Annotated in this window: 20 protein-coding genes and 1 pseudogene; 3 read left to right on the top strand and 18 right to left on the bottom strand. The window is 46.8% G+C overall.

Going from position 1 to position 21150, the window contains the following annotated elements:
* Positions 1-117: 117 nt before the first annotated feature.
* Positions 118-2292: a PAS domain-containing protein gene (locus B8V81_RS00530; RefSeq protein WP_101807677.1), complete on the bottom strand. Its 2175-nt coding sequence runs from the start codon at positions 2290-2292 to the stop codon at positions 118-120.
* Positions 2293-2660: 368 nt separating this feature from the next.
* Positions 2661-3134, bottom strand: a complete 474-nt coding sequence (gene tnpA, locus B8V81_RS00525) for an IS200/IS605 family transposase (RefSeq protein ID WP_007128375.1) — start codon at positions 3132-3134, stop codon at positions 2661-2663.
* A 250-nt stretch (positions 3135-3384) separates the two neighbouring features.
* Here tnpA and B8V81_RS00520 point away from each other — a divergent pair.
* Positions 3385-4799 (top strand): annotated as a pseudogene (locus tag B8V81_RS00520) (IS1182 family transposase).
* A 114-nt stretch (positions 4800-4913) separates the two neighbouring features.
* Here B8V81_RS00520 and dpsA read toward each other — a convergent pair.
* The 10 genes from dpsA to B8V81_RS00470 form a co-directional block, all read right to left on the bottom strand.
* Positions 4914-5840 carry a dipicolinate synthase subunit DpsA gene (dpsA, locus tag B8V81_RS00515; RefSeq protein WP_101807381.1) on the bottom strand — a complete coding sequence of 309 codons (927 nt, stop codon included), beginning with the start codon at positions 5838-5840 and terminating at the stop codon, positions 4914-4916.
* A 36-nt stretch (positions 5841-5876) separates the two neighbouring features.
* A complete protein-coding gene (locus tag B8V81_RS00510; RefSeq protein WP_021624005.1) occupies positions 5877-6191 on the bottom strand; it encodes a YunC family protein in 315 nt (104 codons plus the stop codon).
* A gap of 167 nt (positions 6192-6358) precedes the next feature.
* On the bottom strand, positions 6359-7876 hold the full coding sequence (locus B8V81_RS00505) for a phospholipase D-like domain-containing protein (RefSeq protein WP_101807380.1): 1518 nt from the start codon (positions 7874-7876) through the stop codon (positions 6359-6361).
* A 79-nt stretch (positions 7877-7955) separates the two neighbouring features.
* Positions 7956-8162 carry a DUF1657 domain-containing protein gene (locus B8V81_RS00500; protein WP_101807379.1) on the bottom strand — a complete coding sequence of 69 codons (207 nt, stop codon included), beginning with the start codon at positions 8160-8162 and terminating at the stop codon, positions 7956-7958.
* Positions 8163-8250: 88 nt separating this feature from the next.
* A complete protein-coding gene (locus B8V81_RS00495; RefSeq protein WP_228551775.1) occupies positions 8251-8670 on the bottom strand; it encodes a CBO0543 family protein in 420 nt (139 codons plus the stop codon).
* A 299-nt stretch (positions 8671-8969) separates the two neighbouring features.
* Positions 8970-9443: a hypothetical protein gene (locus B8V81_RS00490; protein WP_101807378.1), complete on the bottom strand. Its 474-nt coding sequence runs from the start codon at positions 9441-9443 to the stop codon at positions 8970-8972.
* A 536-nt stretch (positions 9444-9979) separates the two neighbouring features.
* On the bottom strand, positions 9980-11077 hold the full coding sequence (locus B8V81_RS00485; protein ID WP_101807377.1) for a Ger(x)C family spore germination protein: 1098 nt from the start codon (positions 11075-11077) through the stop codon (positions 9980-9982).
* On the bottom strand, positions 11058-12215 hold the full coding sequence (locus B8V81_RS00480) for a GerAB/ArcD/ProY family transporter (protein ID WP_101807376.1): 1158 nt from the start codon (positions 12213-12215) through the stop codon (positions 11058-11060). The genes B8V81_RS00485 and B8V81_RS00480 overlap by 20 nt, the downstream gene beginning before the upstream one ends.
* On the bottom strand, positions 12215-13705 hold the full coding sequence (locus B8V81_RS00475) for a spore germination protein (RefSeq protein WP_219623296.1): 1491 nt from the start codon (positions 13703-13705) through the stop codon (positions 12215-12217). The genes B8V81_RS00480 and B8V81_RS00475 overlap by 1 nt, the downstream gene beginning before the upstream one ends.
* 536 nt (positions 13706-14241) lie before the next feature.
* Positions 14242-14445: a hypothetical protein gene (locus B8V81_RS00470; protein ID WP_101807375.1), complete on the bottom strand. Its 204-nt coding sequence runs from the start codon at positions 14443-14445 to the stop codon at positions 14242-14244.
* A 226-nt stretch (positions 14446-14671) separates the two neighbouring features.
* Between B8V81_RS00470 and B8V81_RS25060 the strand changes: the two genes are divergently transcribed.
* Positions 14672-14845 (top strand): hypothetical protein, encoded by a 174-nt coding sequence (locus B8V81_RS25060; protein ID WP_153784608.1) that lies wholly within the window; start codon positions 14672-14674, stop codon positions 14843-14845.
* Between the two features lie 174 nt (positions 14846-15019).
* Here B8V81_RS25060 and spoVAE read toward each other — a convergent pair whose 3' ends face one another.
* The 4 genes from spoVAE to B8V81_RS00450 are packed head-to-tail and all read right to left on the bottom strand — an operon-like array spanning position 15020 to position 17764.
* Positions 15020-15370, bottom strand: coding sequence for a stage V sporulation protein AE (spoVAE, locus tag B8V81_RS00465; RefSeq protein WP_005832063.1), 351 nt, complete (start codon positions 15368-15370; stop codon positions 15020-15022).
* The gene (gene spoVAD, locus B8V81_RS00460; protein WP_101807374.1) at positions 15367-16386 is read right to left on the bottom strand and encodes a stage V sporulation protein AD; all 1020 of its coding nucleotides are present in this window, start codon (positions 16384-16386) and stop codon (positions 15367-15369) included. The genes spoVAE and spoVAD overlap by 4 nt, the downstream gene beginning before the upstream one ends.
* A 1-nt stretch (position 16387) precedes the next feature.
* A complete protein-coding gene (gene spoVAC, locus B8V81_RS00455; protein ID WP_005832062.1) occupies positions 16388-16867 on the bottom strand; it encodes a stage V sporulation protein AC in 480 nt (159 codons plus the stop codon).
* Positions 16868-16903: 36 nt separating this feature from the next.
* A complete protein-coding gene (locus B8V81_RS00450; RefSeq protein ID WP_101807373.1) occupies positions 16904-17764 on the bottom strand; it encodes a DUF421 domain-containing protein in 861 nt (286 codons plus the stop codon).
* A 210-nt stretch (positions 17765-17974) separates the two neighbouring features.
* Here B8V81_RS00450 and B8V81_RS00445 point away from each other — a divergent pair, with 210 nt between their 5' ends.
* Positions 17975-18181, top strand: coding sequence for a DUF1657 domain-containing protein (locus B8V81_RS00445; RefSeq protein ID WP_007781230.1), 207 nt, complete (start codon positions 17975-17977; stop codon positions 18179-18181).
* An 879-nt stretch (positions 18182-19060) separates the two neighbouring features.
* Here B8V81_RS00445 and B8V81_RS00435 read toward each other — a convergent pair.
* Positions 19061-20104, bottom strand: coding sequence for a YkvI family membrane protein (locus B8V81_RS00435; RefSeq protein WP_101807371.1), 1044 nt, complete (start codon positions 20102-20104; stop codon positions 19061-19063).
* 221 nt (positions 20105-20325) lie between these two features.
* Positions 20326-20739 carry a CBO0543 family protein gene (locus B8V81_RS25940; RefSeq protein ID WP_280522965.1) on the bottom strand — a complete coding sequence of 138 codons (414 nt, stop codon included), beginning with the start codon at positions 20737-20739 and terminating at the stop codon, positions 20326-20328.
* Between the last annotated feature and the right edge of the window lie 411 nt (positions 20740-21150).

Below are 21150 nucleotides of genomic sequence, written 5' to 3'. Positions count from 1 at the left end.
TCCCGGCCACTTATCATGTGCAAACTGCAGTAAACAAGCGAGCGAATTTCTCGTCACGAAGTGGATGGGTTATGAAGAAAATTAAACCCACTTTCAAAGAAGTTATTAAATTCGCTGTTACAGAGCGACGGGAAACGATACGGTGAAAGTTGTACCTTCACCAACCTCGCTTGCAACCTCAATATTCGCATCGTGATACTCTGCAATCTGATAACAAATGGATAGCCCGAGACCCGTTCCTGTCTCTTTCTGTGTAAAAAAAGGTTGGCCGATCTTTTGCAACAATTCTTGCGGAATTCCAACCCCGTTATCCCTTATGCTTACTTTAACCCATTCATCGCATCGCATTTGTTCGATCCAGACAGTTCCCCCTTCAGGCATCGCTTCAATGGCATTCTTAATCAAATTAATAAATAACTGTTTGATTTTATTTCCATCGCACCGGATCTGCACGGATTCCTTGGTTGGATGAAAGTGAATTTCAACATTATGTAAAGTGGCCTGCGCCTGAAGCAGCACGACGATATCCTGAATCAACTCGGAAAGATCATGCCGCGTCATGTTCATCTCTTGCGGTTTGGCTAAGGCCAGCAGTTCATTTAGAATAAGTTCGATACGAGTTAATTCTTCCTTCATAATATCGTAGTACTTACTTCCATTTTCGTTGCCGGCGCTTAACAATTGCAGAAATCCTTTCAGCGCGGTAAGCGGGTTTCGAATTTCATGCGCAATTCCCGCGGCCATTTGACCCGCTATGGATAATTTGTCTGCCTGATGAGCAGATTGCTTGGCTGCATCAAAATCGGTAATATCGTGCATGACACAAATGCCGCTCACAATTTTATTGTGAACAATGATCGGCTTCCCATGACAGAGAACGAGGCGATGCTCGCCATTCGACTTTTTAACGACCATTTCCAGATCGCGGAAACTTTCGCCCCGATACGCCCGATAAAGCGGGACGCGTTCCTTGCTCAACGGCGTTTTTCCATCCGATTCATACAATCCGTATGTAGAACTCCAGTGTTCGGATGAAAGAGGTATCTGTACAAATTCGTGCAATTGTCTTGCGGCTCTATTCATGCTTGTCAATATCCCATGTTCATCACAAATCACAACGCCGACATCCATCATTTCGACAATACCACTCATGACACGTTCTTGAGTAGCCAGGACGTCTTCCAGTGTCTTTCGGCTCGTGATATCCCGAAAAACCTTTACGATTTCACGAACATTGCCCGAATCGTACCGCAGCGTGTTGCTTACGACCTCCACCCAAACAAAGGAGCCGTCTCTTCGGCGCAATCGCAAAATGTTGACATGACCGTCTTCATTCATCCACTCTTGCGAGTTGTCCAATTTTTCTATATCGGGAGGATAGAACAGTTCCCAGACAGGTCTTCCTATCAATTCTGTTGCATCATAACCCAGAAATGGTTTGCACGCCGGCGATATGTAGTAGATAATGCCATTGATATTCAGTGTAGCGATCATTTCCCCCGTGTGATCCGCTAACAAACGATACTTTTTCTCGCTGTGCTTCAGGGCCTTTTCCATACTGGATTGCAGGGTAATATCCCTTGCGATGCAATGCAGCCCTACGAGTTCATTCTGAATGAAATTCGGAATATGCAATACGCTGAATTTTAATATTTGGCCGTCTTTCGCTTCAATTGAAGTTTCCATCTCAAACGGGGCATTGGTATACGTTTCCGTCACGTGCTCCAGACTTTTCCGAATGATGTCTCCAAGTGTTCTTTCCAATTCGTATAAGTCATAGCCCAATAATTTCGTGCAGGCGCGGTTCACATAGCTGATACTTCCATCCAACATGACGTCGTAAACAAGATCGGAATGATTGTCAGCAAGCATTCTGAATTTATCGGCGTATTCCTCGTTCAATTCAACAAGCTTTTTGCGATACGTAATCTCCTGGATCTGGATCAAGAATACCCTTTCCGGATGTCCCTCAACTTCGATGATCGAAAGGGTTGTCGTTCCCCATTTGTGTCTGCCGTCAAGACAAATATAGCGATTCTCCATTTCGACATAATCGGAATTACCTCCTAACAAGTCATTGATGGATCCGTTGTATAATGGAACGTCTTCCGTATAAATGATGTCATGTATTCTCATTCGCAGCAGTTCTTGTTCTGTATAGCCCAGCATGTTGCATAGCGAGCGATTGACCATTTCCACTTCCCCGCCGAGCCGAACCAAAGCTTTTCCGACAAGTGTATAATGAAATGCGTGGTGGGCGACAGGATGCGAAAGCAAATCTGAAATATCCATTGTGCAAGTAACCTCCGACTGTGCAATAAGCGTATAGGTTTGCATACTTAACGTTCTTCTGCAAAGCACCTACGTATATACACCATTATATAGGCAATTTGTAACAGTTGGAACACATTCCGAGACTAGCTTAACTTGGAATCCCCCGAACGCTAGCCATGGAAACCGACTTGTGATCTACGAAAGAGCCGCTTCACCACGCGCTTCATCATCCGATTCTTACGAAAATCAGAACCACCCGTCAAACGGGTGGTTTGCTCTTGGGGTATAACCCCTTGTTGCCAAACTGCGCCTAAAGACGCTAGCCTGACAATAAAATTGTTCAGGCTCAGTGTAATTTGTCACTTTCACTTACCAGTTAAACTGGTTTACTTCTTCTTGCTACTGTTTTTGCTGAATGGATCTTCATACTCTTTCACACTCAGTTTATCAATTGCTTGGTCGTGTGCTTCTTGCTCACGGATATATTTTGCCACGGTGGCTTCATTCAAGCCCACTGTGCTGACGTAGTATCCCTCTGCCCAAAATTTCCGATTGCCGTATTTATACTTCAAGCTAGCATGCTTCTCGAATATCATGAGTGAACTTTTTCCCTTCAGGTATCCCATAAATGATGATACTGAGATCTTTGGGGGAATTGCTACCAACATATGTACATGATCGGGCATCATGTGGCCTTCGATTATCTCCACTCCCTTGTATTTACATAATCGTTTGAAAATTTCGATTAAGTCTTTCCTCACTTGATTATAAATCTCTTTCCGTCTATACTTCGGGGTGAACACAATGTGGTACTTGCACATCCACTTCGTGTGAGCTAGGCTATAGCTCTTGTTTGCCATCTAAGACCATTCCGTCTTGTTGGTCAAACCCTCGATCCCTCCACCCGCATAGCGGGTGGTTTTTTGTTTCGCACGCTTCGCGAGCTCAACTGACTAAAGTCGCAATAAGACAGAGGCCGGCAAAGTGCCGGCCTCTCAGACTGTCGACAAAGTACCTTTCGACAGTTTCTTTTTAATCAAAAACTTCATCCATTCACCGCGTTAATATGATATAATAGTATTAATCACTGATGAATGGGAGTGCTTGCAATTGCTGCGGAAAACAGGCTATGAAGGACGTACACAAATATCCTTGGTCTCTCTGGAGGAGTTGGTTCCGGGAGAGCATCTTGTTCGTCAAATTGAAAATGCAATTGACTTTAATTTCATTTACGATCTCGTTCGTGACACTTACAGCGAAGATACCGGTCGTCCTAGCATCGATCCTGTCGTTCTCATCAAGATCGCTCTTATTCAGTGTATCTTTGGCATCCGCTCGATCCGTCAGACGATCAAAGAAATCGAAACCAACATTGCTTATCGTTGGTTCCTCGGCTATGACTTTAGCCAGCCCATTCCTCACTTCTCGACGCTGGGTAAAAACTATGTCCGCCGTTTCCGGGATACAGGGCTCTTTGAATCGATCTTCGCCCGGGTTTTAGAAGAAGCCGTGAAGCATGGATTTGTGCACCCTGATGTGCTTTTCATCGATGCCACTCACGTGAAAGCTAATGCGAACAGAAACAAATACGTGAAAGAGCTAGTCCAAGAACAAAGCAAAAAGTTTCAAGATCTGCTGGATGATGAGATTAATCAGGACCGTATTGCGCATGGAAAGAAGCCTCTGGAAAAAAAGTCGGAAGTCTCCATGAAGGAGGTGAAGACCAGCGCCACTGATCCAGAGAGCGGGTTGTTTGTAAAAGGGGAAAAAGAACGGGTATTTGCCTACAGCTTCCATACCGCGTGTGATCGGAGTGGGTTTGTACTGGGCGTCAAGGTAACTCCAGGCAACGTTCACGACAGTCAAATGTTTGAGGATCTACTAGGCGAGGTGGCCCGGAACCTCTCGACTCCAAGGGCGGTTGCCGCGGATGCAGGATACAAGACACCCTACATTTGCAGGACGCTGCTCAAAGAAGGAATTCGCCCGGTTATGCCCTACACCCGGCCCCATACGAAAGATGGCTTTTTCCGAAAGTATGAGTATGTGTATGATGAATATTATGACTGCTACATTTGCCCGGCGAACGCTGTACTGTCTTACGAAACAACCAACCGCGACGGGTATAAAATGTTCGGTCCGATCCGAGCATTTGTCAGAACTGCCCACTTCGAGATCGGTGCACAGAGAGCAAGGATGCTGTAAAGCGGATCAGCCGGCACATCTGGGCTGAATACGTAGAGGAAGCTGAGCACCTCCGACATACGGAAGGAAGCAAACAGCTTTACCAAAAGCGAAAAGAAACAATAGAACGAGTATTTGCGGATTTGAAAGAAAAGCATGGCATGCGTTGGACGACCTTACGAGGACTTAAGAAGGTGACGATGCAGGCGATGCTTGTTTTCACTGCTATGAACCTGAAAAAAATGGCGACCTGGCTTTGGAAGTCAGGTCGCCGGATAAATAGAACGCACGCTCTTTTTCAATATGTGCTTCAAATTCACAAAAACTCCCATTGCTTTTGAATCAGCAAGGGAGTTTGTCTTCACTCTGAGAGGCCGGCAAAGTGCCGGCCTCTCAGATCAAGTATAAACAAGTAATGACGCCTCCAAAGGATTCGTTTTACAGTGTTCGCTATCTCATATCCCGGAAGGACAAGCAAGTATATCCATTTGCTCTCGATTTTGACTCCGTTCGTCCTGGATCAATTGACATAACGTTCTCGCCAATATACGTCCAGCCGTTCTTGGGGCGACCAATCCCGGTAAACTTGGTGCCAACAAGGCCTTGATTCCACGTTTTTCGGCAAAACGAAAATCGGTCCCACCTGGTTTGGAAGCCAAATCAATAATAATAGCGTGATGCGGAATACGGGTCAACACACGAGAAGTAAGGATTTGCTCCGGAACCGTGTTAAAAATAATATCCACATTTACGCCTTCATCGTACAAATCTTTCGTATAAAACGGCTCAATCCCCATCTCCCATGCACGTGCAAACTGCTCCGGTTTCAGAACCCCCGCTTTGACGTGTGCTCCCAGGCGGTGAAGCATGCCGGCTAACGTAAGACCGATTCTCCCCAAACCCAGCACCATACAACGCGAACCATGTATGGTAATGTCCGTATGTTGAATGGCCATCAATAAGGCGCCTTCCGCAGTGGGAATGGAATTGTATATGGCAACATCGTCCCTGCTGAATAATTCAATCAGATCTATTCCTAGTTCTACGCAAAGGTTCCTCAAGTAAGACTTGGCTATGCCAGTACAGACTTTTGCGTGTTTCGGCAAGGAAGACATATATTCCTTGTTCAGCAATAACGTTTCAGATGAAAATGAAGACTCTACTCTGCCATGGTCGTCTGTACCGACAACCGGTAATATCAATACATCAGCATTGCGAAGCACCTCCCTCGTAAGCTTGGAATGCTGAACTTCAAGAAGTTGTTCTTGCAAATCTTCATAACCGATTACCACAACATTTGCATCCAGGTCTGTGAATGACCGAATGATTTCAAGATGTCGGGCATCGCCTCCAAGGAAAACAATATGCAGACCCGTTAACAAAAAATCCCCCTACTTTCCTTAAGTATGGATTTAAAATTAACTAACCTCGTTTACCATCTTTAAAAGCGCATCTGCTCCTTTCATCCCAGGGCAAATTCCGCGTAATTCCGCCTCTGTGGTCACCATATCGAGTGGGGCATCCAGCAATTGCTCTATTGTTCGTACCCCGGTTGCGCGTCCTGCCACAATGCGGCGATCGTTTAATTTCTCATTTAACAAACGAATATCAAGCGCTCCGCACATGATATATCCGTGATCGGTTGTGATGGCCAGAAGTGTTGTTTTGGGCAGGGCGACCTCGATACTTATAACCTGATGACCTTCAACTTCAATCGGTTTCATCATGATCATCTATGATGCAGCTCCTTTTTTTCTACACTATATGCCGGGCGTGATATTTGCACCATAGACTGTTGCCCAAATTCGATATTACTTGTATTCGTTGGAGGCGCCTTCTCCCCTTTCGCCATATACATGTGTAATTGGACTTCGATTCAATTCCATGTAATTTTTGAGATTTATAACAAAGGAGATAACAAACGCGCTGCTTGATCAAGCATGCGCTCGGAAGAGGTACGATGCATATGATCTTCCAAACGATATGGAGTAGCCTCGGTGAGATCCCGTTCGAATTGTTCCGTAAGCACCCGAGCCACATCGGAATTATACAGCACTGCACACACTTCGTAGTTTAAACGGTAACTACGGAGATCGTAGTTGGAAGAACCCACTTCGGCAATCTCGCCATCGATAATCATGACTTTCGCGTGCAGCACCCCTTTGTTGTACTGAAACACATCGATCCCTGCTTCCACGAGTTCGCCATAATACGTACGGCTTGCAGCTCCTGCAACTTTAGGAATCACTTGGCGCGGCACCAGTAATCTCACTCGAACGCCACGCGCCGCGGCTGTTTTGATGGCCATCATGATATCCGCATCGGGTATAAAATAAGGGTTGGTCACGTCGATGGTTCGGGTCGCCTGCGTCAGGCAGATGAAATGCATTTCCCGAATGACCGGGGTAGGCAGCCCGGGATTGCCTTCAAATATCTGTATATAGACGCTATGCGAATCCTCGGATGGGGAAGCTTTTCCAGTTTGGGTGCTCTCCATCGTTCCCAGCTCCGATCCCCATTCCCATCCGTATCCGGATCGTTCCGTTTTGCCGGATGGAAAGGGATGAATGGCTTTATCGTCTGAAAGTTGAGCCAATTCAGGGATAAATTTTGCCTTTCCCGTTGAATGGAGCATGTCCGGTGACGCCATTTTCCAGTGAGCCTCAAAAACGGCTTTCACATCATCCGCTGTTTCGCCGGTTAACCGCATATGAGTGTCGCGCCAAAAACCGACATCCGGCTTCATTCCGGTATACTCGTCCCCAACGTTGATTCCTCCCATGAAAGCTTCCTTTCCGTCGACGATGACGATCTTGCAGTGATCCCGGTATGTCAAGTTGGATAGTACCCAGGGGAATCGCATAGGAAAAATAGTCCTGCATTCAATGCCTGCTTCCATCATCCGGCGAACCGCATGTTTGGGAAACGACCGACTTCCCCAGCCATCCCTTATAAAACGAATTTTCACACCGGATAAAGCCCGGTCAATCAGCACATCTGTGATACGTTTACCGATATGGTCATTCCGGTATATGTAATATTCAAGATCGATTGTCTTTTGTGCGGCCTGAATTGATTGAAGGAGTTTTCCGTAGGTTTCCATCCCGTTCGTGAGGATTTGGACGGAACCGGTTCGAAGGCCACTGACAGACAAAGGTTGCAAAGCCCGGGCGATAACAAAAGCGGAGTGACCGCATGCTGGAGGCAACGCTATCGGGTTATTGTGCGAAGAAACGAGCTTGTCCCGCCGCATTTGCACAGGATTCGTGACGAACAGGTAACAAACGAATCCGATAATCGGTAATAAAAGTCCGACTGATATCCAAGTCAACGCTTTGGCGGGGCGGCGCACCTCCCGAACCGCAATAATGATCAACAGTGCCGTATTTACTAGCCATAATCCTGCTATCCATGCCAAGAAAATCAGCCTCCCAATCAAGTCATCTACGATGGAATAAAGGGGCAGCCATGCCGAGAAGAGATCGGCATGGCCTTTTTTAGAACCCTTTATACTGCGGTTCTTCCTGTTCAATTTGTTGTAACCGTGGAATGACCTGGTCAATGATGTTTTGTGTCTGTTGCGCTGCATTTGTGAACGTGGTTTTGGCCTGCTGGTTTTGTGTATTTAACGCAAATTGTTCAAAACTCGCCTGCGCGCTTTTTAATGAAGCTACAGCTGTTTTCAATTGAGAAGCTACCGTCATGTTGATCACCTCCTGAAATGGCATCCATATGTAATATGTCAACCCGTCAGAAAATTAATGAATGGTAAAATTTGATGATCGGCGATTGTCAGGGGTTAGAGTCTTCCTGAAAAGACTTACCGCAATCTATGCCCTTCTTGGCAATGCTTGAAGCCAGCAGGTACAGCCCAACATAGATAGGAAACGAATATATATGTTTCCAGTGAACGGGGTGGTATAAATCGGCCATTTGTGAGATCGGCTCGGCCACAAAAGCGGAAAATCCCCCAAATAGGAGAGCTTTGAACAACGGATGTATGCCAGACTTATACTGGTGTAAGAACATAACCGTGACGGGAAGAAGTGAAAAATTCCATGGAAAATTGGCCGGCATGAACGGTATGACTTCCCAGTGATAATGCCAGAGTCCAATGGCAATCCCGAGCTGGTCCAGCCACGATGACACGATAATCATCACTGTCCCGTAGCTCTCTTGTCCCGGAATCCGATCCAAAATAGCCAGGGGCATATCGATAAACCTACTCCCAACCACCATTGCCGCGTAAACAGTACGTGAGTGCGCCAAATGTCAGTCATGTTGCGGTGTGCTTCAACAATCAATTGATAGGCTTGTTCGATTGCATGATGAATCTGATTTTCGTCCACCGATGCCACCCCTTTCCGTTATCTGGATACCCATCATTTGCTCTTCTGTTGACAAGACGATGCACCAGCGATTTCATTTCCATACCCTGCACAGAACCCGGCACCGGTCATTTATTATCCGTCAAGGCCATATTTGGGGACAATGACGGATATGTGCCTGCTTTATAACCGCGAGCTTCCATACAGTATATTCGACGTGACAAATACGCCGACCGGCGGCAGCGAAGTGGAAGACGGTTGGGGCGGGACATAGCCGCTATACCCCGGCAAACTTATATCTGTTGTCGCTACCCAGGTTCCATATTCGCCCGCCTGTAACGAAGGGGGGAGCATCTGGAGGCGTCCGGTGAGGACCAGATGCCGAAGTTGAATCTGGACATCGTCATAGATGGATAAGTGGCCGGAGTAGGCGGCGTAGGGGGAATGAAACACGATCTGCTGCGTGCTTTCATTCCAGCTTCCTTCAATCGGAATCGGTGTTCCGCGAAATTGGATGGTGCCTTGAATTCGTTGGTCCGGCAAAACACGCATCACGAGTTTGCCCCACACAACCGGTCTTCCGGCCACCGATGCATGAACTCCCCAAATGGAAAAGGGAGGTACACTCTTTGTACTTGTTTGAACCGCAACGGACATGATTCATCACTCCTCAAAGTTGGATCACGTCATTATATGCGTCCTCGGCAAAAATGCCAGTCACGGGGCATGAATTCTTTACAGATAACCGAACAGGATCAAGTAAAAGAAGATGGACAGTATCGTCATCGGGATTGTTTCAGTCCATCCCAGTTGCCCCAGATGCAATTTTTGCATCGATTCGGTTGTCTTGGGCCGGATATAGTCCGGTTTTCAACGCTTGTACTGAATGTTGGTGACATGCAGGCATCCGCCTTTCCAGATTTATGCAAACAGCATTTAATTTGTCCAGAAACGAATCATCCTATTCCGCCAAGAAGCAATCCGCATCGTGAAAGTTCCGCTTTGATCCCACCTATGCGTGTCCCTACCGGATCAAAACTCAGCTACAGGCTGGTCGCTGCGCATGCGAGATCTACAATCCGCAGGGGACTTGCTGTTTGGGGAATGTGAGCGCTTTTGTACGCGGCTTCAAACGTTCCATGTCATGAAGTCGCGATCATTGGCGAGTGACACAGGGCGCGCGAGCTGCGTCTTCATCGCCGGTCCGCATGCGAATCGAGCATCCCGGTATGCTCCAACTTCAGCGAAGCATGAATCGTTACGTCCATATCCGGCCATCGTTTGTTCCACTGCTCACGGGTGAATGACCGTTCCTTCCATCCTACCGTGTACATGCCCAGCCCGAACGGGTCGACACATAACGACTGCGTTCGATCGATAACTTTCTCCAGCTTCTCCTGGATTCTCCGTTCAAGCGAACGCTCGAACTCCTGCAATTCCCGTGGGCTGTCCGTCTTCTGTCCGGCGGGGACTTCTTCCACTCGTCCTTTAAGCATCACATCAACATAGACTCTCCGGAACGAATCGGTGAAACGAATTTGCCGCTCGGTTTTGATACTGCCGAGCACGACATCCGCCGCTGGCAGCGGCACCGTCTTTTGAACGCCTCTCTTTTCATGCAGCATTTGGAAAAAGACGTCATCGGGCAGCGAAACCGTCCCGACCATCTTATCCCCGCGGAACAGCGCCGTCCCGGAATAACGAAGTTCATTGTTCGCGACGGCGTAATAGGGAAGAACCGGATCGGCATAAGGGTTGTACATCCTGGCCAGGAATTCATGCACGTTGCTTGTCGTCAATTGCCCTTGCTTTTCGTAGTGCGCAAACATTTTGTACAGATACAAGTCGATTTCCTCCTGCCCGCTCTGCAGCTGCCTGTTCAAATATCCGATCATATCGCCACGCACAACAGAGAGAAACACGCGGCTGGAAATTTCGGGATCACGCAGTAACGTATCGAGCAGAGACGTCAGCCCCCGGTTAGCCATGGCTTCGGAGAAAAAAATCATTCGGATCTGCCCCCCTTTCGTTTCCCGGTAATACTTCAAGTTTCGTAAGTATCTTCCTTCGATTAACGTATTGGAGGACGTGGTAATCACGCTCTTTTTCTCTTTCTTCAGCGGGGGAATGATGGTAGACAGCTTTACGGATCCGTCGTTCCCTTCATCCAGATAAAGCAATACAACCGGCGATATTTCCTCAATGGTATTGGTTTTATCGACAAACGAGCAACCGCCGAGAACAAGCAACGACAGTAATAGAAGAAGCGGTTTATGACGAGCCGCCGGCATGTCGATCCCTCCATTTCCTGCGAATCATGATCCATCCCAAGAGGAAGAAGCCAAAAGGCAAAACGGTATAGGTGCTGGCATCCAGCCATGAAAGCCAGGTGATCCACTCCTTGGCTTTCCATTCATCCGGCCATATCCAGCGACCGGCCATCCATGTCAGCAGAAGCATCATCAAAAACGCCAACCAAAACGGCGCTCTTCCTGCTGAAAGACGACTGCGCGCAAGACATTGGATTGCTCCCGCCGCATACAATAGAAGGATGGCGACGACGTAAACGACGGAAATGGCGTAGGCTGGAATCAGAATCATTTCCAGCCGTTCGGCGAAAGGAAGCTGAATATACCGGATCAGATCGACGATCGGCAAGTCTTGCCGCTGCAAATAATCAGATCCGTAAAACGTCAGGCAAATGACAAAAAAGAATATGTATTCGAATGCGGTAAATGCATTGGCGGAAATCAGAGCCGTTTTCAATTTCTTCGCGTCTACCGCCTCTTTCGGCAATGCCAGCATATATTCGGGACCGGAGAACGCCGCCCATATCGTAAGAAAGGTTTGCCAATCTCCCTTGGGCATGTGCTCCGGAAGAAGAGGGAGCAGATGGCGGTATTCGGCAGCCGGCGGAAACGCAAACGGCACGTACAGGAAGGTAACCCATATCGTGCCGACAAACGCAACGATCGCAAAACGAACGGTCTTCTCCATGCCCAATCGAGCCAGGTATACGCAAGCACACAATAGCAGGATGCCAAACAACGTAGCATGTAAGGCGGGAAACAAAATATGGTGCACAATATCGACATAACCCATCATCAGCACGATGCCTTTCATCAAAACAGCGAACAGCCCCGCAAGCAAAAACAGGAAAGACACCGCCGTTCCCAACGTGCGGACGATGCCGAGATAACCGCCGGGCGTTTCTTTCCATGCAAAACAGCGGGCAATCATCAAAATGTTGAGGTGCGAGCATCCCGCCGCCAGCAGGATGAGGCCGATCATAACCGGCTCCGCAAGCACACTGGGCAAATATAAAAGATAATATAACGTTTGCATCCGGTTCGCCCAGAAGGCGAGGGACAAGAAACCGAAGGGCGCTGAAATCGAAAACAAACCGGCCGAACCTACACGAGAAGCCATCACGGTTTCCTCCCGGTAACGCGCATCCGCTGCAGCGGCTTCAAATAAGCCGGCCTTGTGCGCATCCTGGACAGCGGAGCACGAAACACCGTATCTTTCCAGTCGCTTGCAAAAAACGGGCTTAGCGGGGACAAATACGGCTGCCCGAGCGAAGTCAGCCCATGCAGGTGGATGCACAGCCAGAGCAAACCGAACCCGATGCCCCACATGCCAAGCCATGCCGCCAGAACGAGCAGGAAAAATTGGAGCAGTTTGCTCGCGTTCGTCATCAAATAGTTGGGAACGAGAAACGAGGCGATGGCGGAGATGGCGATCACAATGACCATCACATTGTTAGCGATTCCTGCTTCCACGGCCGCTTGACCGATGACAATACCGCCCACGACGCCGAGCGTTTGGCCGGATTTGGTTGGCATGCGCAAACTGGCTTCCTTTAATATCTCCAGCGTCAGCAGCATGAGCAGCGCTTCCCAGAACGGAGGATACGGAATTTCACTGCGGGATTGCATGAGGACAAACAGCATCTCCAGCGGAACCATCTGATAATGGTGAACCGTCACCGCCACGTAAGCCGGGGTCAAAAACAGTGCAGCCACGAACGCGACAAAACGAAGCCCCCGCAGGAAGCTGCCCACCATCCATCGGTGAATATAGTCCTCCGGGGACTGAAACAGATCAAAGAACGTAATGGGCGCTACAAGCGCAAACGGCGTGTTGTCCACCAGCCAGACCACTTTGCCGCTGGCCAGCGCCGCGGCCAGCACATCCGGACGGTCCGTCTGTTGAAATTGCGGAAAAACGCTGTTGACGTGGTCCTCCATCAAAGCGGAGATATGGGAAGAATCGAGAAGCACATCGAAATCAATTTGTTTCGTCTTCATATCTGCGATCCGCACCAGTTCCGGATTGACAATACCTTCCATGTACAGCAGCACAACAGAAGTTTTGCTTAACGATCCGGCGGTCCATTTCTTTGACTTTAGGCTTGCTACGGGCAGCCGGCGACGGATTAAGGTCAAGTTTTTGTCAAGCCGCTCGTTCAGGCTGTCTTTGGGACCGTAAACAATCGATTCCTGCTCGGAAGACTCGATGGCGCGGCCGAGCTGATTCTGCTTTTTGATTGCGCAAACGTTCCCGGTTTCATCAAAAACAAGAATTCCTCCCTGCAGGATGAGCTCTTCGGCTTGCTGCAACGTCGTTACGTCCACCCGATCTTCGGAAATCACCTTTTGTCCTGCTTGTTTGTCCGGGGCGTGCAAAAGGGGAAGCGCGATGTCGCTTTCGACCTGTTTTTGATCCACAAAGGAACGGATGTAAAACAGCTTGACTTTCCGCCCTCCCGCATCCAACTCATGCACCTGTGCATCGTGAATATCGTGAAACAATTGCTGCACGTGCTGCGGAGACAAGTTGCCTGCGGGAGGTTGAGTGTCGGCTTCTTTTGGCGTATCGCTTTTGTCTTGCTTTTTAAACCAGCCGATCCAACGCATCGGCTCCCCCCTTTCGCGTTTAGTCCATATATTATTTTTCCCGATATGACAAAAAACATACCTCGCAGTTCCGGGCTGTTGGCAGTCCTGCGATGATGAGTCGGTTCGTGAAAAAACCACGGGCTTCCTGCGAGGCCACTGAAAAAAGTCCCCTCGCCTTCGTTCTGCGATGCAAAAAGTCCGTTTTTAGCCTGTGAGACGGCTTTAAACGGACTTTTCCTTATTTTTCTGCAACATCAAACTTAAAAATCGATGCATCACAGAAAAACGTGTCTTTTTCAGTGGCCTCCTTCCCACCGGTGGCTTGAATCGTGAACATTTCGCAAACACTGATTCTCCCAGTTGTTGCAGAAGTCCTCATACACTTGCTCGACTCCGCTGTCGGATATCATGTGTCTGGCCAGAAAGTCGTACCAGAACTGATCGAAAGACAAGGGCATCCGGGTTCCATATTGGGAACGAAGGGTTACATAACGGTCCCAGATTTTGATTCGGAATGCTGCCAATTCATCACATCGCTCCATGTCGGTTCGCCTTTAAGCGGCGCTGGTATCGCTGGATATTTCTAACGTTTTCGCTCTTTCTTCGGCCAGCTTTTGAAATTGTTTTGCTCTTTCCAGATGAAAGGCACGCAATTGGTCGTGATATTGAGCCATTTTCATGTGCCAGTCGTACATTTGCCTGACATAAGCGGCGTGGTCATGCGTAAACATGGGCATTGCCTGTTTAGTAAACTGCATTTGAAAACATTCCTCCTTGGGTTAGGTAAAGTTGAACTTACAGCATTATTCTATGGCAGGCGCATAGAATTCCGCCCGGTTTCCGGTCATTTTATCGGGTTGGTTGTCTATATGCAGGCGGAAACACAGCCTTTGGGGGACCTGACTCCTATGATGCATAAAGGATATGAAAATCGGAATAATATCAGTTGCATATTCTGAAAATGGCGAATGAAAAGGAGAAAGTATGGAAAAAAGCGAACTTAAATCACAATTTAAACAGCGAATCAAAACGACAAGTAACAAATCTCCAATAATCTTGGATGGAAAGGCAAGTGAAAATGTTCCAACCGAGCCGAGTTTAATGGAGCGAACCAAAGAAGTGATGGAGAATATAGGAACCGAAATAAATAGCGTCTGACAGTATATGGCTTTTATAGCTTGGTCAACGTAACCTTTGAGATTATCGATGGGGACATTCCGTACAGATTGGAACAAGTAAATGTTTCTCATAATCAAAACCGGCCGGTTAGGGATCGCCCTGACCGACCGTTACAGTGTATTTTAGCCAACGAAATTCGGATTGGGCCCCGTATTATCCTTTGGGTTTTACGAACAATGCAGCGAGAAACGAAAAAATAATCGCTGCGGATATTCCGGCACTGGTCACTTCGAAAATTCCGGTGATGATCCCAATCCAGCCATTGCTCTTTAGTTCTTGAAGCGCACCATGGACAAGCGCGTTACCAAAGCTTGTAATCGGGACCGATGCTCCTGCCCCGGCAAATTCAATCAGCGGATCATACCATCCAATTCCGTCGACAATCGCGCCCAATACAACAAGCAGGGTCATGGTGTGGGCCGGTGTAAGTTTCAAGACATCAAAACAAAATTGTCCGAAAACACAGATTGCACCTCCCACCAAAAAAGCCCAAAGAAAAATCATAATATCTCCCTCCCTGCCTCTATGGATACGGCATGAGCGATACAAGGAATGCTTTCCCCTTGTTGAAATGAAATCGGGGATAGCAGCGCCCCCGTAGCGACAACGAGGATTCGTTTCAGTTCACCTCTTCGCATCCGATTTAGCAAATGTCCATAGGTAACAACTGCCGAACAACCGCAGCCGCTTGCTCCGGCTTGAACCATTTGGGTTTCATAATCGTAAATCATCATCCCGCAATCGGAATATTCGGTTTGTTCGATGGGAAAGTTATGTTTCTTAAACAATTTACAGGCGATTTCATATCCGACTTTCGCAAGATCGCCGGTAACGATCAAATCGTAATAACCCGGTTCAATTCCCAAATCTCGAACATGCGCCTCAATGGTGTCTACCGCTGCAGGAGCCATCGCTGCGCCCATATTAAACGGATCTTTAATGCCCATATCGATAACCCGGCCAATGGTGGCAGATGTAACAACCGGTCCGTCACCTTCCATGGATACGATGGCAGCACCGGCCCCGGTTACCGTATATTGAGCGGTTGGCGGTTTTTGCGAACCGTACTCGGTCGGATATCGGAACTGTTTCTCCGCACTGGAATCATGGCTGCATGTCCCCGCCAACACAAATTTCGCCGAACCGGAATTTACAAGGTTAGCTGCTAATGCCAGACTTTCCATCGAGGTTGAACAAGCGCCAAACACACCGAGGTAAGGGATCGATAATGTTCGCGCGGCAAAACTGCTGCTAATGATTTGATTCATCAAATCCCCGCCTATGTAAAACTGTACTTGTTCCTTTCTCAACCCCGCATTTTCAATAGCCAGTTTTGCTGCTTCTTCAATCAATACCTTTTCTGCTTTCTCCCAGCTCTTTTGTCCTATCATGGATTCTCCATGGACAATGTCAAAATCTTTGGCCAGCGGGCCTCTTCCTTCAAATGGACCCACTACCGTTGCTGTTGATCGGATGAACGGCTTGTTCTCAAATAGCCAACTCTGGTGTCCCTTTAACATATTAAGAGCCTCCCCCGCCTTTGATCAGCAAATGTACAATTCCTACCGCAAAGGCGGCGACTGTACCAAATACAATAACCGGTCCAGCCAGTTTAAACATTTTACCGCCAACACCGAGCACCATACCTTCACTCTGATGTTCAATCGCAGCGGATGCCATCGAATTCGCAAATCCCGTCACAGGCACTGCGGAACCTGCACCAGCCCATTGGGCAAACTTATCGTACACCCCCATGCTGGTCAGAATGACAGAAAGGAGTATCATAACCGCCACGGTAGGGTCTCCAGCTTTTTTCTCATCAAAGCCGCCCCAATGCACAAACATTTCCTGGATGGCTTGTCCAACCAAACAAATGGCCCCGCCAGCTATAAACGCACGAATGAAGTTTTTGAGTATGGGCCTCGGAGGTTCGACGCTTTGCGCCAATTCTTTATATTCCTGTTGTACCCGCGTTAAATTTTTCTTTATATTATTAGCCATGAACATTCTCCTCGTATTTTTTCAGCTGGCGTATAGTTAACGAATCAGCAATGGTTTCACTTCACCAATAATCTCTTCTAACGCTTTTGAACATTGCTCGTACATCTGCTTTGTATTTTGTTCTTTGGTAGATAAGCCAAACATTTCGAGATCCGCTTCACACTTTTTCAATGTTGCAAGCAACGCGGCTTTTTTCTGGGGTTTCGGTACTTTGATCTGATCATCAAATAAATCAACGTATAGCTGGCCATAGGAATCCACCTGTCCAAGAAATACGTTATCAATCGAAACACCTAATTTCTCCAGTTCCGTATCCAGCCATTTCCTGTTTAGACCTATCGTGGCAAGCGGTTCGTCCATTATTTTTCCATCCATAATGACCGATTGAGGTTCTTGTTCTGGCCCGACATTTATTCCCAGGTGTTTAGGCGTTAACGGTTGATTTTCCTTGGTTAAAAGAACGCTAACGTCACCGCTTGACTCCATGATGGCGAATTCAACATCGGCAGCTTTGAACACATTCTTTATTCGAAGCTGTTCCATAAGTTCATCCGTGGTAATCCTTTCTTTTTTTAGGTTATCCTCCATGATCTTGCCGTCCTTAATGAGCACTGTTGCTTTGCCGTCGAATAGGTCTCTTGCCGTTTTGCTTTTCAGCTGTAAAAGTTCAATCCCTAAAGAAACAACGGTCCAAACAGTCATCGAAACCAAGCCCAGATACCAAGTGGACTCCAGATCCAACGAAACGTAAGCTGCAAGGTTGCCGATCGTGATTCCGGTGATATACTCAAACAATGAAAGCTGTGATACCTGTCGTTTACCCAATATCTTCGTTAGGACAAAAAGAACCCCCATAGCCAATAACGTTCGCAAAGCGATTTCTACCCAATCCGGCATAATATCACCATTCCTTTCCAATCACATTAATCGACAAAGGTTAATATGTCCCTATTCCATTATTTTCATGCATTTCCATCTGAAAATTTTTCTAACGTATGCTTTTGTTGCGAGACGGAAATAATAATTTCGGTATTGGGAGAATGCAAGCATCTATTCCTATTACCCGTGAAACATTATCCTATCCTAAGGTAAAGGAGGTGACATTCCGTGACAGTTGCTTCTCAAGTGAAAACGTGCGTAGCATCTTTAAAAAGTGCTCAGGCGAGTCTGGAACAATTTGCTTTGGAAACACAAAATCAAGAAGCAAAATCGCTCTTTACGAATGCGGCCCAACAAACCCAACAAATCGTGCAGCAAGTAGAAAGCCGCGTACAACAGTTGGAAAATGAAGAGCCTCAATATAAGGGGTTTTAAGAAAAACAGACAAACCATGAATATTGAGGACATGGCTTGTCTGTTTTCATCGGTGAACAGATTAGAAAAGAGATCAAACCCTACAAGTTGAGTAGGGTTTGATCTCTTTTCGCCACTATTCTATTGTTTAGACAGCTAACCTTGGATAAACCTAAACACTGCCGCCCCCATCGCCACTGCTAAAGCTGACAGTATCCAAGTTCCCCCTAGGCCCAACGCACGCCCATGGCTACGGCCGCCAAATGATGAAGGTTGGAATTGAATGCCGATCTTTTTTCCCCATTCGCTTCCCTTGGGCGCTGTCCTATTGGAGTTGCCGAAATCATTGTAAGATTGTTGTATTCGATGGTCAGGAAGCTTTTACTGGAGGCATCAATATCGGGGATGAATATACCGGATTAAAGGTTCGAATGTCGCTTTTGGCGCGACACCCATACTGAATAAGTAGGTAAACCTGAAAACGAACTGCAAGCAGTATTCGACGCCCATTTGGAATATTGCGGTGCGGAATCAACAAAGACTGGTAAGAACATTCATACTAAAGATGCACGAACGCTTGTACCAATACGAATTTACATTAGAGGTTGAAATCGGTTCGCAGAGTTGAGTACTGAGTTCATTGCCTTGAATGAAATGAATGCCATTTAGGTACAAGAAGTCTTTGGAATCTTGTGCCTTACTTCCGATAGTAGAAAAATTACCATCTTCTTTATAACGGATGTGACTTTAAAGATCATCGGCAAGTTTCAGGAATTAGATGGCGAGGAATACTCTATATCGGAGTCCGGCATTTGTTGCAGGAACTTTTTAAAATTAGTCATGATAGAAGAGCTAATAGTTAGATTTCGTGCCGAAATCAACTTATAAAAATATGGAGACTTAGTCCCTGGGCATCCGTTGAACTGCTAAAAAAATAAGAAGTATCAAACCCATATACCCAAATAGCGGATAAAGATAAGCAAGTAAGGAGGTGAACCCGGCTTGACTAATCAAAAAACTAGCAAGTAATATGCCAAGAACCAACCAACTTTTAGGAAGATTATAAAGACTTTGGATTTGACGAGAAATTCCGAATACATTGCCTATCAATGTGGTGAATATTTCTCCATAGATTACGAGCAAAAACAATACATGAAAATACCGCCCGAAATCTCGAATAATCTCGGCCATCGGAATATCGTATTGAAGAATCTCGGGCATCTTTGAGCTCATTGCAAAATGGCTGACAAGAAGCATAAAACCAAGACCAATGCCTCCCCAAAACCCTCCCCATTTTAATGCGCTTTCGTCATCCACCTCACTCCCCAGAGGAACCATAACGGCTAGAATAAAAGCAAAATTCAATCCTGCATACACAAACGGACTCACGAACCACTTCAAATTGTACAGTTGTTGGTTCTGCCAACCGACAGTCTCAAAAATATTGTCTACATTGACAACCTTTACGACAAGGAGAAAAGTGAAAAAAAGCATCATGGGAACAACTAACGAGTTTACGAACATAATTCCGCTGATTTCCTTCGTCATCACCAGATAACACAAAACGATGCTGATGATAATACCCAGTTGATAGGGTAGACGGAGTTGTTCTTCGAAAATGGTACCGGTTCCTGAAAGCATCACGGCCGTTACCCCAAATAGAATAATTAAAGTCAAGGCATTTGCGACTTTGCCGAAAATCTTGCCAAACAGATAAACATTAAACTCCTGATATGAAAATGCTTTGATATGGTGAGCTAGAATCATCATTTTAGTGCCGATCCACACAAAAAGAAAGGTGCTGCATAAAATGCCTAATACCCCATAGGCTCCGTATACCGTGAAAAACTGCATAATCGACTGTCCTGAAGCAAATCCGGCTCCCACCACGGTTCCCGAATATGTTGCGGCGATTTGTATTATCATACTTGTATTTTTCTTCATATTTCACCCATGTCCTGGTATAGTATAGAATCATTAAATTCTATGCTTAAAAAAAATGCTTATTCCAAAAGGAACTCGTTGTCAGCCGTTATGACGAGAATCGATAGTGGTCCGGTAGATCATCAATTAACAAACTTGAGTCTTTAACAATGACATGGTAAATATGCAGCTCATGAATCTGGGCATGATTTTTGGAATCGGTAAACTTATGGTTTTGGCCTTTATTTATCTACCGAGGATGAATCTGTGCAATCAACGCCCCGCTTGGCGATGCTCGAAGCCAGCAGATATAGCCCCACATAGATAGGAAACGAATATGTATGTTTCCAGTGAACGGGGTGGTATAAATCGGCCATTTGTGAGACCGGCTCGGCCACAAAAGCGGAAAATCCCCCAAATAGGAGAGCTTTGAACAACGGATGTATGCCAGACTTGTACTGGTGTAAGAACATAACCGTGACGGGAAGAAGTGAAAAATTCCATGGAAAATTAGCGGGCATGAATGGTATGACTTCCCAGTGATAATGCCAAAGTCCCATGGCAATCCCAAGCTGGTCCAGCCACGACGACACGATAATCATCGTAAGCCCGGATAGTAGAAACTGTCCCGTAGCCCTCTTATCCCGAAATCCGATTCAAAATAGCCAGGAGTTCGAATCGATCGAAGAGCTTGCTGAGATGTCTGTCCAACGTCTTGTCGACTTCTTGGTGCAGCACGGCAGGAACCGTTTCGAAAATCCTGAAGCGGTCGCCAAGCCTTGCAGAAAGCCGCTCGCTCTTCGTATCGATTGCCCCAAGCGATGGCGGACTCTTTCAATCTCGCTATGGCTTCGAGTATCCCGTTCCTGCAGGCCAACATAATGAGGACGCATCCTTTTCGATTCCTGTGAATACGGTCATTATATTCAGCAACTTCTGAACAGGCAATCCCGCCAGAAGTTGGACGTTACCTTTCAGCGGAAACACAATACTGTCCACAAAGCAATGGCTAAATGGAAACTCATCCCTCTCCTTGACATTTGTTGGCGTTTTTCAATTATAGCGGT

This window comes from Paenibacillus pasadenensis, assembly GCF_002864175.1.
GTDB lineage: Bacteria > Bacillota > Bacilli > Paenibacillales > Paenibacillaceae > Paenibacillus_O > Paenibacillus_O pasadenensis.
This window is presented reverse-complemented; position numbering and strand designations above follow the sequence as displayed.

Excerpts from the sequence above, each read along its gene's own strand:
- tnpA (WP_007128375.1), bottom strand. The coding sequence starts at position 3,134 with ATGGCAAACAAGAGCTATAGCCTAGCTCACACGAAGTGGATGTGCAAG.
- B8V81_RS00510 (WP_021624005.1), bottom strand. The coding sequence starts at position 6,191 with ATGATCATGATGAAACCGATTGAAGTTGAAGGTCATCAGGTTATAAGT.
- spoVAE (WP_005832063.1), bottom strand. The coding sequence starts at position 15,370 with ATGATTTTTCTTTGGGCTTTTTTGGTGGGAGGTGCAATCTGTGTTTTC.
- spoVAC (WP_005832062.1), bottom strand. The coding sequence starts at position 16,867 with ATGGCTAATAATATAAAGAAAAATTTAACGCGGGTACAACAGGAATAT.
- B8V81_RS00435 (WP_101807371.1), bottom strand. The coding sequence starts at position 20,104 with ATGAAGAAAAATACAAGTATGATAATACAAATCGCCGCAACATATTCG.
- B8V81_RS00490 (WP_101807378.1), bottom strand. The coding sequence starts at position 9,443 with ATGTCCGTTGCGGTTCAAACAAGTACAAAGAGTGTACCTCCCTTTTCC.
- spoVAD (WP_101807374.1), bottom strand. The coding sequence starts at position 16,386 with ATGTTAAAGGGACACCAGAGTTGGCTATTTGAGAACAAGCCGTTCATC.
- B8V81_RS00485 (WP_101807377.1), bottom strand. The coding sequence starts at position 11,077 with ATGCCGGCGGCTCGTCATAAACCGCTTCTTCTATTACTGTCGTTGCTT.
- B8V81_RS25060 (WP_153784608.1), top strand. The coding sequence starts at position 14,672 with ATGGAAAAAAGCGAACTTAAATCACAATTTAAACAGCGAATCAAAACG.
- B8V81_RS00500 (WP_101807379.1), bottom strand. The coding sequence starts at position 8,162 with ATGACGGTAGCTTCTCAATTGAAAACAGCTGTAGCTTCATTAAAAAGC.
- B8V81_RS00480 (WP_101807376.1), bottom strand. The coding sequence starts at position 12,215 with ATGGCTTCTCGTGTAGGTTCGGCCGGTTTGTTTTCGATTTCAGCGCCC.
- B8V81_RS00530 (WP_101807677.1), bottom strand. The coding sequence starts at position 2,292 with ATGGATATTTCAGATTTGCTTTCGCATCCTGTCGCCCACCACGCATTT.
- B8V81_RS00495 (WP_228551775.1), bottom strand. The coding sequence starts at position 8,670 with ATGCCCCTGGCTATTTTGGATCGGATTCCGGGACAAGAGAGCTACGGG.
- B8V81_RS00470 (WP_101807375.1), bottom strand. The coding sequence starts at position 14,445 with ATGCAGTTTACTAAACAGGCAATGCCCATGTTTACGCATGACCACGCC.
- B8V81_RS00450 (WP_101807373.1), bottom strand. The coding sequence starts at position 17,764 with ATGCCGGATTGGGTAGAAATCGCTTTGCGAACGTTATTGGCTATGGGG.
- B8V81_RS00475 (WP_219623296.1), bottom strand. The coding sequence starts at position 13,705 with ATGCGTTGGATCGGCTGGTTTAAAAAGCAAGACAAAAGCGATACGCCA.